An 11,548-nucleotide genomic window follows, 5' to 3' on the forward strand; every position below is an offset into this window, starting at 1 on the left:
TACGCCCATTTTTCTCGGCGCGAGAAAGCTTAAGGATGTCTTCAGCAGTATGATTCATAAGACTCAGAGTGTGATGATTTGGTGAGTACAATTAGAGCAGAAAACAAGATGGAATGGTATTATTAGCATCCCATTTCCAAGCACCTTGCAGACCATCTGGTGTCAATGTAAGACTAAACGGTGGATTCCTAGAAGGCTCATTCAGATGCTTATCTGCGCTGCCGTGAATCTGAAAAAACAGCCAGGGATTATTTTCATCTTTAGTTCCTTTTTTTGGAAAGTACATGCTAAAGCCATACCATGCCTCAGTACCCATTACGTCAGGCGTTTTATGTCCATGGAACATGGCTTTACGGTCAACATTATCGACCACGTTTGCTTTACCGTTGAAAGCCGCTGGATGGGTATGGTGCCAAATAAGTTTGGCTGAGTATTGCCCATCACGCACTATTTTGTTTTCTAACTTAAATGCGTGTTCGCCTTGAAGTTGATTAAATAGAAAGTTTGCTTCTAGGTTTGGATTAATTCCTGGCATGAAGCCGCGAGGATGAGTAGCGTTCCAACCACCTTTTTCAAAGGATTCTGCAATAATTGGGATATCCCGCTTGTTTCCGCGAAACTTGCCTTCATGCCAAAGATACAACCTTTGTGCAGCACCTTTTTTTAGTGCCACAATAACTGCACGTGAATATCCAGAGCTGTCTTTAACTGCTTTGATTTGAATTCGTGTTTTGTTTAATACTAAATGCTGTTTTGTCACTTGCCAATCTTGACCGTTGTTACTGGTGGCCTCGGCAAGGATTATATTACCGTCATAGTTGCCATAAACAACGAGTGCAGCATGTTCTGCTTGCTCACTATGAAATGTTTCAAAAGCAGTTATCGTCTTGATTAGATTATTTTCTATATCCTTTACAGTGCGTTTAAGTGTTCCCGGCATGGGGAGGCTATGTGCCCATTTACCCTCTTTAAAAGCAGTCATCCGCCATTCGGAAAAGTCTTTGCTCCTTGCCTGATAAGCTAGCGCTGGAGAGTTATCCTCAAGTATTAGAGGCTTGGTACTAAATGGCGTTTCTTTTTTGTCTGTTGAATCAAATGCTAACATTTTTTCGTTTGCAATGCTTAGTGTAATGGGTAGTTTAATCTCTTCACCCTGTGCATTAAAAATCATGTCAGTCGTGGTGTCTAGGCGCATGTAATATGCGTTGATTCGACTGTAATGGGTTTTATCATGTATTTCTAGGAAATTACATTCATGCCATAAGTAGCTAATCGCTATTTCAGTGTCTGATATTTTGAGGGGGGTGATGTAAAACGTATCTACATTTATCGGATTATCCTGCTGGACAGTCGGTCTAGTGAGAATCACTGGTGGCTCAAAAGTTTGCTGACCATGTTTCATTTTGTAGTAAACCCAGGGTGATTTGTGCGTACCTGCCCTTGTAAACAAATAGATGTCACCATTCGCCATTTTGTAGCTTTTGGTATAAGACGCATAGGGCGAGATGTCAGCAACATAATCGAATTTACTTATATCATTTGGCTTTTCCGAAATAATATGTAGCATTCGACCGCCCGCATGGGGGGTATCGATTGAAAGAGGGTTGAGTCCATCTTCTCTTTCGCCACCATGTCCGCCGTAAACAATATGCAAATGGCCTTTGCTATCTTGTTCAATAATTGGGCGACCATGACTGTCTATTTTGCGGTCGCCTTTTGACAGTGTACTTTCACCAGCTTTGTATGGCCCTTGCCACACATGGCTTTTAAGATTGTAACTGGCAATGTAAGGGTCAGTCAGTTTTCCCTGATAGGTTATATAAAGTGTATCTCCTGAAATGTAAGACCAACCAGTATGTGGATTGCCGGGTAAATTTTCCGTAAAGTATCCTTCAGGTAATTCAGGAAGATTAGAGGGTTCAGATACCTTAGGGCCGAGATCCTCCTTGGACATATTATAAATTTGCTGGAACGTTTTATTGGCAGTAAACGCATCATAAAGTGGCTGGTATTCTGAATACTGACCGTATAAGTACTGATCTATACGCCAGCGCCAATATTCAACGCTTTCTGGATCGTTTGGGTCAGCTTGCATTGCAAGTATTTCAAAAACCCTATCTTGTTCTGAGTATTTTTGAATTAACTCTTCTCGCTGGGCAAAAAAAGCGTTTTCTACTTTATCACTCTTCGATTCTTTATTTGGGTTTTTACAGCCACTTAAAAATACCAAGCAGCAAACAACGATAATTGTTTTGAAAAAAACTGGCTTATTGATCATGTTTACTATCTTAATTTATACGGATATTGTATATTCTGGCAAATTACGTCATTAAAAATCAAGTTTAATCACATATTTTGATGTGAATCTACATGCTTTAGGAGTGATAATGAAAATCGCACTTATGATGGAAAATAGCCAAGCAGCTAAAAATGCAATGGTCTTAGCTGAATTAGAAGGGGTCGTAAAGCCTTTGGGGCATGAGGTCTATAACGTGGGTATGAATAACGAAAATGACCATCATCTCACCTATGTTCACTTAGGCATTCAAGCCAGTTTGTTATTAAATGCAAATGCAGTTGATTTTGTTGTTGCAGGCTGCGGCACTGGGCAGGGCGCTATGATGTCGTTAAATGCGCATCCCGGAGTATTATGCGGTTACTGCTTAGAGCCTACCGACGCTTTTTTATTTAATCAGGTGAACAACGGTAATGCTATTGCATTAGCTTTTGCCAAAGGTTTTGGTTGGGGCGCTGAGTTAAATTTACGTTATATGTTTGAAAAGGCTTTTACTTCGGGGGATCGCGGACAGGGTTACCCAACGGAGCGCGCTGAACCGCAGCAAAAGAATGCGGTTATTTTGAGTGAGGTTAAAGCCGCAATTGCGAAAGATACTTTGCTTGAATCATTTAAAAACCTTGAACAGGAATTAGTAAGACAAGCTGTAGGTAGCGAGCGTTTTCAATCTGCATTCTTCGCAAACTGTGAAAGTGACGAATTGGCAGAGTATGTTAAAGGCTTAATTTAGGCCTTAACTATTCGGTAATGCTGCGAAGATCAAGGTGTGTGCTGTGAGTTTTCAACTCGTTATCGTAACTATCCCGCCCCTGCCAAATGCTCAAAATGATTTGGCGCATTGATTGATGCTATCTAGCAAATATTACACCTTTACAGGCTTTGGTTGGTTTTTTGATATAACCAACCAAGAACGAAAGTTAAAATAGCCACAATACACATCACGTACTTGATTTAAGCTTTGTTGAAAAGGCCACCTTAGGGAAAATAATTTAACGCTCAAAAAAACTGCTGCAAATAACTATTAATCATAATAGCGCCTTTAACAATGATAGGGCACTGCAATTATTCTGCGCTGATGCCCGTGAAAACATCCAACCAAGATGCTAGGTAAAAAACCGTCAGGTGCTAAAAGTCACAACAGTGAGATCGATAAATGAGTTAATTAAAAAAATCTACAAACACGTCACTTAAAACGGTTATTTCATCAATTTTCCTTAAAAAACTTTTATAAACGATTGGTTATAAATTTCCCACTTACATAGTTGGCTGATCTGGATTTGAATGACTATTTTTGGTTTAAAGTGAGTGAAATTGATTGTGAATTGTAATAGAGTAGTTACCTTGGCTGACATGCTCGCAATTTGTGTTGTTTGCAGATTCAGCAATTAAATACATTAACGACGCATCTAAAATGAGAATGAAACTTATGTTAGGTATTAAATTTGATTGTTTCACCCGCATTGCATTAGCTAAAGCATCACTATTTTCGGCGTTATTGCTTTGTCATGCATCGGTAAGTGCAAAAGTAACCTTGGAAACGCAAGTAAAAATTACCGAAAGTGGCCTCCATTTTGACGGCCAAAAACTAGACTTTGACAATTTCGCGAGCCCTGATCAGGGCGAAAAGTATGACTATTTCTTTGGAGCTAATATCTCTGCACACGGTGACGCAGTTAAAACATACAAGCACTATGTTTTCATGACCTGGTACAAGGGGGGGAAAGCATTACGAAACGTCATGCTCACCCGTTACAACACCTTAACCGGCAAGTTGGTAACCATAGAATTCCCGCATCGTCATACAGGTTTCCGTGGTAATCCCCTAGTGGGCGAATCTCATAACACCATTGGCCTAGCGATCAGCCCGGTTAACGGTACAATTCACATGGTTTATGACATGCACGCCTATGATGACAACAACCATGACGGAAAATTTAAAGACGATTTCTTCCGATACTCTTACAGCATTTCCGGTGCTGCTGATTTGCCAGATGAAAAATTTACATTGGATAAGTTTGTCAAAGATACTAGTGGAATTAAGCAAGATGATAACGATTACAAACATATCACCATGACCGGCAATATTGACGATAAAAATAATTTTGCAGGGTTGACTTATCCTAAATTTTTTACTACTACTGACGGTACCTTATTGCTATATATGCGACTGGGAGGCAATAACAACGGTGCTTACGTTTTTAACCGTTATGATGCTAATACTGAAACTTGGTCTAATTTCACTAAATTTAATGAAAAAGATCAGAAAAGCAAAGGCAATGCCTACAATTGGGGCCTTTATGGCAACATGAAGTATGTAAACGGTAAGCTTCGTGTTGGATTCCAACAACGTAGCAGCGATAACAATGATAAGTACAAGTATCAGAATGGTGTCTACTATGCCTATTCTGATCATCCTCAAGGATTTGGGGACTGGAAGGATCACAAAGGGAAATCCATTACTTGGCCATTGATTGATTCTGATGAAATTAAAATATTCGAGCCGGGTGACTATATAAGTCATAAAGAGGCAAATTCTGTATATATAGTTCGAAATTTTGATTGGACAGTAACTGAAAACGGCGACATTCACATGATTAGTTCGGTGTGTTCTACTGACAGAAATCGGCCTGATTATGAAGAAGTACATTTGCATTCTTACAAGCCCGCCGGTGCTGAAGATTTTATAATCTCTTCGGATTTTGCAGGTGCCAGCCAAGTTTATACGGCCGGAGACAATGTTTATATTGTTGGCTTGAGTGGAGGTCGGCCTTATGTTGAGAGAGCAAAAGGTGGAACGAATGATTTTTTTCGTGTTTATCAAGCTACAGAAGGACCTGTCTTTGATCACGGTACTCTCTACATTAAAGATGGCAAGGTTTACTACTTTCTAATGGAAAGAAAAACAGGTAATGCTATGCCCCTTTATCTTCAAATTATTGATTTAGATCTAGAAGGCGATAATCAGGCTCCAGTTGCAAGTTCTAATTCGCCATCTTCCTTGAGCATAAAAAAAGGCCTCAGCGAACAGTGTTGAAAGTCCATTTAAAGAGGGAGCCATTTAATCAGTGGCTCCATAAATTAATAAAAAACTGTTGCATACATTTTTATAATTGCGAGTCTACCGAGCTGATCCACAAGCGGGTGGATAGCCTCTTTTAACTTCGTGTAACTTACAATTTGTATTGTTAAAATATTCACGACGTTTTACCTCTTCCGTTCTTTGGCTTTCAAAATATTGAATAGACTTAATTGTTTCCTCTCGAAGAGTTTGTAAAACTGAGCTAAATTTCTGGGATGTAGCAAGGTTTATTTTTTCCTCAGGGTCACTGTTCAGATCGTATAGCTGCTCATATCCATTTTTATAAAAATCAATGTATTTCCATCGTTCTGTTCTAATACCCACCATAGGTGGAATTGATGCGTGTTTAGGTTGATACATATGCTCAAAAAAGAAACTGTCACGCCATTTTGGAACAGATTCTCCGTAAATTAGAGGAAGTAGACTCTTTCCCTGATAGCTATCAGGGGCTTTAATACCAGCGAAATCGAGAATCGTTGGTGCAATATCAATATTAAGAGCAAACTGCTGTACCTTTACTTGTTTTGCATTTTGCTTGCGCGGGTCAAAAATGATTAGCGGCACACGTAAAGCTTCATCCCAACCAAACCATTTGCCAGCCAGCTGCCTCTCGTTCATAAAATATCCATTGTCTCCGGTATAAATAATTATGGTGTTTTTGTCTTCGCCAGTTTGCCTCAAAGTCTCAATAATCTTGCCAACGGCAGCATCAACACTGCTGATAGCTCGATAATGACGTTTTGTCATCTTTTGGTAAATTACATCAGTGCCAAAACGAAATTTCCAGCGTTGACGAGCAATAGATTTTTTTAGGAAACTTGGCAGTTGTTCAAAATTTTCATCTTCAGATAACTTCGCCGGAGGAATAACGTCTTCTGCATATAATGTTTCAAACTCTGCCGGATAATGAAATTGGTCTTCCAAATCACCATCATGGGCATGAGGATTCCAGAAGTTAACTGACATAGTCCAAGGTTTGGATGACTTACTTGCTGACTTTATAAAGTCACTAGCGAGCGCAGCAATGTAATAGGTCTGTGGAATTTCTTCTCCATCATAAACTTCTGTTTTCGATTGCAGTAGGGGTTTAAAAAAGTCAAATCTATCTTCTTGACGCCCGGATATCTTGATTTCGTATTTGCCCACAAACGCAGACTGATACCCTTTTGATTTCAGGATTTGAGGGTACATGTTTCTTGATTCAATTTCTCCTGTTGTGGGTTGGGAGAAAGTGAAATCATGAGTACGTTCAGTTAGACCAGTGAGGATACTGATCCTGCTTGAGGCACAAATGGGTGTTGTGACAAAAGTGTTTTCAAATGAAAACCCCTTGTTTGCAAGTTCATCTAGATTCGATGTTTTTATAATTGGATGCTTGTAGCCAAGTAGATCCCAACGATGGTCATCAGCCAATATAAATAGTATATTTGGCTGCTCCTCTAAGGCTTCTTCAGTTGAATGGCAGGCGTTTAGTGCAATAATCATCGAGAGAATCAAAAGGGTTTGTATTTTCATGGTTGTCCTTTATTAAATACAATCGTGCGATTTAACGCCGAGTAAATCAGCTCCACTATTCTCTAGGAGTTTTGCTCTGCCTAAGCTCTAGAGAGAATATTGAGTGTTTCACTAACTTGTGGCTAGTTTGACTTTACTTATTTTGAAGTAGACTTCGGCATAGTTTTTTACAAACACCTGTCTAGGAAATAACTAAACTTACTGTATTTTTTGTTTCACAATCATTTTCTCCAGTTTTTGTGACGTCGCTCATGTCCATCTTTGTAGATTAAATGTGTTCTAATTTATCTCATTCGATTAAGCCATTTGTAATGTGGTAATTAAAACGAAATCAACGAAATGAAATTATGTATTGTTTTTCTTAACAGGATCCGTAAGTTTATCTGTTGTAGCGAATTTGTTATGCATATAGGATTGATAGTCTAAATGATGGCTCTCCAGCAATTAAGTATTGCCTCTTTCAAACATGTTAGACCTATGTATCACTGCTTGAACCCACGGATAAGAGTTTGATGTAGCATTCTGATTGGGCTCAGCACGGCAGTTGGAATTTAAGGTTATTAATTTGATAGCGGGTGAGCTTGATTCTCAGTGTGCTTTATTAATAAAACTATACTTAAACGAGTTTAGGTGTTTAGAATCTAAAATTCATGATTACCATTATAGCATTAAATCACTTTCAGTCAAATTAGGTCAGCTCAGGCCCAAAAGTTATTGAGAAACAGGATTTATGCAGTGGTAAGAGCACCGAGGCTTGCTATTTTTAGGCTTTCAGCGCGACAGTCAATCATCCGTTTATGTCTAGTTATGCTTGGTTTCAATTCTTGGTTGGAATGACGATATGGAAAGCGAAGATAAAAGTGTAAAAGTAGCAATGTTACTGACAGGCACAAAGAAATAAGTTCACTAAATCATGCGATTGCTTTAATATTGGTTTTTCAGCTAAAAAGCTATTTTATTCAATATGTTGCTTGTCATTGGTCTTGATTTCCATAACCTAACGGTTAATCGGGAAAATCGGCAATTTGTTATCACTCGATAGTGAAACGATAGCACTTAACAAGCTTAAGTGAATTCGTCTATACGTTTAAAGCAACCAGTGTTTTCCAGCAAATTCTGTCTCAAAAACATAGATCTAACTTTTATGGTTAGAATAATGTCAAAATTCATCGAATTGTAATGATTGGAAAAGATTGAAAATGGCTGTTATTGGTGTTATTTTGGGCTTGCGGTTGGTGAAAATTTATTAAAATAAAGCATCTCTTTCTAATTTGATGATTGAGAACCTTATCGTGGGGACAGGATATGAAAACAAGAAATAACAGGTTTAAAACGGGTTCGGCAGCATTATTATTAGCAATCAGTACACCAAGTTTGATTGCACAAGAAGTTAGTAAAGCTCTTAACTCTGAACAAGAAAGCATAGAAGTAGAAGTTATAGAAGTGAAAGGCGTCAGATCGGCCTTAGAAGCTGCACTGAATATTAAAAAAGAATCAGCTTCTGTCGTTGATGCTATTTCAGCAACAGATATTGATGAGTTACCAGCTCTAGATTTGGGAGAGGCCTTACAAGCATTACCGGGCATCCAGTTAAATCGTGATAGTGAAAGCCGTGATTCAGAAATAAGTTTACGCGGGTTACCAGGTGATTTTGTTAAAACAACAGCGATTGGTCAATCCATCACCACACCAAGTCGTAGCGAAGGTGCAGCTGGCGAGTCTAACCCGTTTGGGGCATTTGAGGCAGGTATATTCGATGGCGTCACAGTTATTAAGAGTCCTACAGCAGATTTACAAGCGGGTGGTATAGCTGGAATTGTAGACCTTCAATTTCAAAGAGCATTAAGTAAAAGAGATGGTTTATTAAAAGTCGATTTAGGTACACGGTATGAGGATTTGTCTGAAGACTTCAATACCAACTACCGACTCCAAGGTGTTAAACATTTTATGGACGGTCGACTGGGTATTGCGTTTAAAGTTGCCGGCTCAGGGCAAAACTATCGCCGCGATACTGTTAATTTCACACAGTATACTGATTTAGTCACTTTTAATCAGGAAACTGGCTTACAAACAGGTGTTCGACCAGTTATCAGTGCAGAAGCAATCGACGCTTATCGAGCTCAACATGGATTGGAAGATAATTCGCAAATACGTGTTATTTCTCGTGCAGGTCAGGCTGCAGAAGTACAAAATGGTGATCGTCATTCTGGTGCTTTAAACTTTGAATTTAAGGTGACTGATGACCTTAAACTTGGCTTAGACTACATATATACTAAGCGTACACTTGATCAAAGTAATTTAGAAGATACACAGTTTCTTCTACGTAGCCAAGCAGATAACGCGCAGCAACAAATAACCTTGTTGGGCGCACCTTCCCGTTCTGGTTTTGCAGGGCCTGGTGATCCTCCAAGTTATACTGTGGGCCATGCACGTATTACTAACGTGAATTGGTTACCCGCTAACCGTTTACTTCAATTTACTGAAGACGCAAAAGGTCTTTATCTGTATGGTGATTATATAAAAGACGACTGGGTAGTTGACGGGACTTTTTCCAAATCAGAATCAGAAAATTTTTTCATTAACGAAGGCATTGATCTTCGTCACCAAGTCGACGGCAGTAGAGGAAGTTTCAATCCAACCGGTATTGACATAGAAATTAATACTGGGAATGGTGACTTGAGTCAGGCGTTTATTAACGTATTAAACCCATCTGCTCTTAATTCATATATATATGATGGTAATTGGAGTTCTCCATCCGTTACAGGTTTCAATAGTGGACTGCCTCGTTCCGTTAATGGAAATAGAAGAGTCGATTTTTATGTCAATGGTCGTGTCGATAATCCAATACGTGAAATGGATTCTGGTGAATTGAATGTTTTACGTTATACCAACTTTGGATTTAGAGATGTATTTCGGTTGGATTCCTTGAAAAGTGGATATCGTTATCAAAAAGAACAGCTTATCAATAATGACCTTCGTATAGGTGCTGGTGGTATTAATGTTGGCGCATTAACGACTGCGAATATATTTGGGAATGCGAAACTGTTTGTGGAAACTCAGGGGGGATTCTTTAATGGGGAATTCCCAGGTGCATTTGGTCCTGAGACTGGTTGGGTCACAATTGACTCAACAAATCTTCGCCCTCTTCTTCAAAGCGGTATTCTTGATAGGCTTCCAGCAGGTTCTCAATTAGCTTCTCCTACCGGTTGGGCTGTTCATCAAACTCAAGGAAGAAATACGTTTTTTGCCCGTAACTTTGACACGACTCAAGACATTTCTGCTGCGTATTTAATGGGCAACTTCAGCGGTCAACTGGGTTCAGTTTTATATTCAGGTAATTTAGGTTTTAGAAGAATTGAAACCGATAACGTTTTCACTGGTGCATTTATTGATTCTGATGGCGTGTTACAACAGCGCACTTTAGGAAATAGTTACAGTCATACCTTGCCATCATTGAACATTAAGCTCGAATTAACGGAGGACGTTATCTTGCGTTTAGCGAGCTATGAAGGAATTGTTAGACCCAATCTGCGAAGCCAAAATCCAACCACCATCATCACGGCAAATGAAGATGATGATGGTGATGTGACCAGTGTGCGTGTGGATTTACCATCTTCCGATGTGAAACCATACACTGCGGAGAACTTTGATATCTCTCTAGAATGGTATAACCGCGAAGGTAGTGCGATTTCTATCGGTTTCTTTGAAAAGGAAATCACTGGTTTATTTGGTACTGCGCCAATTTGTGGTGATGATATACCAAGTTATGTAAGTGATGGTTTGTTTGGTCCAACAGGTCTTGTTGAAGGCAGCGGTACAGGCGGTATAGAGTGTCGTGAATTAGAACCTTTCACTGATTCCCAAGGGAATGTTAGTGATTCCGCTCGTCGCATTACTGTTAACCAAGCAATTAATACAAATGGCTCAATTAAAGTAACTGGTTATGAATTAGCAATTCAACAAAAGCTCGATTTTTTATCATACCCTTGGAATGGTTTTGGTGGTGTATTCAATTATACTAAAATTAATACTGACGAGTCTGCTGATGGAACAACTCTATTAAGGGTATCGCCAGAGTCATATAACATAATTGGTTATTGGGAAAATGATGGATTTAGTATTCGTTTAACATACAACTGGCGAGATGCTCAGCAACTATCTCAAAACATCATTTTAGATGGAACGAATAGTGGCTTCTTAGGAACTGATGCACGTTTTGAAACGGCCCGTGGACGTCTTGACATGGCTGCTTCTTATACCTTCAACCGTAACTTCAGAGTTGACTTACGTGCGTTCAACTTAACTGCAGATCAAGGTTATGAGTACATCGGTGGTAACAAAGACGCAGTTAACCGCATCCGTTATGATGGTCGTACTTATAGTTTCGGTGTCAGTTATACCTTTTAATAGTATTTCTTGAACACTCATCTTTAGATTAGCAAAAAGCCCAATAACATATTTTGTTACTGGGTTTTTTTATTTGTCTGCTATGTTGGCTTTTGTGCATAATATTGTAAGTCTTTCTGCTGAATAATGGTAAGCGTCCGGCCATCACATCTTTTATTTGCTGACTGATCACGCATCATATCTTTCTGTGTTGCCAACAATGAGAGTTATGTATGCCTGCTTTAAAACAACCCGATATACGTCGGTTCTTT

Annotated in this window: 5 protein-coding genes; 3 read left to right on the forward strand and 2 right to left on the reverse strand. The window is 39.2% G+C overall.

Features of this window, described 5'->3' with window-relative positions; all coding sequences use genetic code 11:
• Positions 1-91 precede the first annotated feature (91 nt).
• Entirely contained in the window at positions 92-2,278 is a 2,187-nt protein-coding gene (locus tag LMJ53_RS16790; protein ID WP_229588529.1) for a BNR-4 repeat-containing protein, read from the reverse strand.
• 82 nt (positions 2,279-2,360) lie between these two features.
• On the opposite strand from LMJ53_RS16790, the gene LMJ53_RS16795 reads away from it, so the two are divergent.
• Positions 2,361-3,026 (forward strand): RpiB/LacA/LacB family sugar-phosphate isomerase, encoded by a 666-nt coding sequence (locus tag LMJ53_RS16795; protein ID WP_229588530.1) that lies wholly within the window; start codon positions 2,361-2,363, stop codon positions 3,024-3,026.
• 696 nt (positions 3,027-3,722) lie between these two features.
• The gene (locus tag LMJ53_RS16800; RefSeq protein WP_229588531.1) at positions 3,723-5,330 is read left to right on the forward strand and encodes a BNR-4 repeat-containing protein; all 1,608 of its coding nucleotides are present in this window, start codon (positions 3,723-3,725) and stop codon (positions 5,328-5,330) included.
• 84 nt (positions 5,331-5,414) lie between these two features.
• Here LMJ53_RS16800 and LMJ53_RS16805 read toward each other — a convergent pair whose 3' ends face one another.
• A complete protein-coding gene (locus LMJ53_RS16805) occupies positions 5,415-6,890 on the reverse strand; it encodes a sulfatase-like hydrolase/transferase (protein WP_229588532.1) in 1,476 nt (491 codons plus the stop codon).
• 1,305 nt (positions 6,891-8,195) lie between these two features.
• Between LMJ53_RS16805 and LMJ53_RS16810 the strand changes: the two genes are divergently transcribed.
• Positions 8,196-11,297 (forward strand): TonB-dependent receptor, encoded by a 3,102-nt coding sequence (locus LMJ53_RS16810; RefSeq protein ID WP_229588533.1) that lies wholly within the window; start codon positions 8,196-8,198, stop codon positions 11,295-11,297.
• The last annotated feature ends 251 nt before the right edge of the window (positions 11,298-11,548 follow it).

Source organism: Rheinheimera sp. UJ51 (assembly GCF_020819615.1).
GTDB lineage: Bacteria > Pseudomonadota > Gammaproteobacteria > Enterobacterales > Alteromonadaceae > Alishewanella > Alishewanella maricola.

What these genes read in the sequence shown, in the direction of transcription:
- LMJ53_RS16790 (WP_229588529.1), bottom strand. Translation starts at nt 2,278, where the DNA reads ATGATCAATAAGCCAGTTTTTTTCAAAACAATTATCGTTGTTTGCTGC.
- LMJ53_RS16800 (WP_229588531.1), top strand. Translation starts at nt 3,723, where the DNA reads ATGTTAGGTATTAAATTTGATTGTTTCACCCGCATTGCATTAGCTAAA.
- LMJ53_RS16805 (WP_229588532.1), bottom strand. Translation starts at nt 6,890, where the DNA reads ATGAAAATACAAACCCTTTTGATTCTCTCGATGATTATTGCACTAAAC.
- LMJ53_RS16810 (WP_229588533.1), top strand. Translation starts at nt 8,196, where the DNA reads ATGAAAACAAGAAATAACAGGTTTAAAACGGGTTCGGCAGCATTATTA.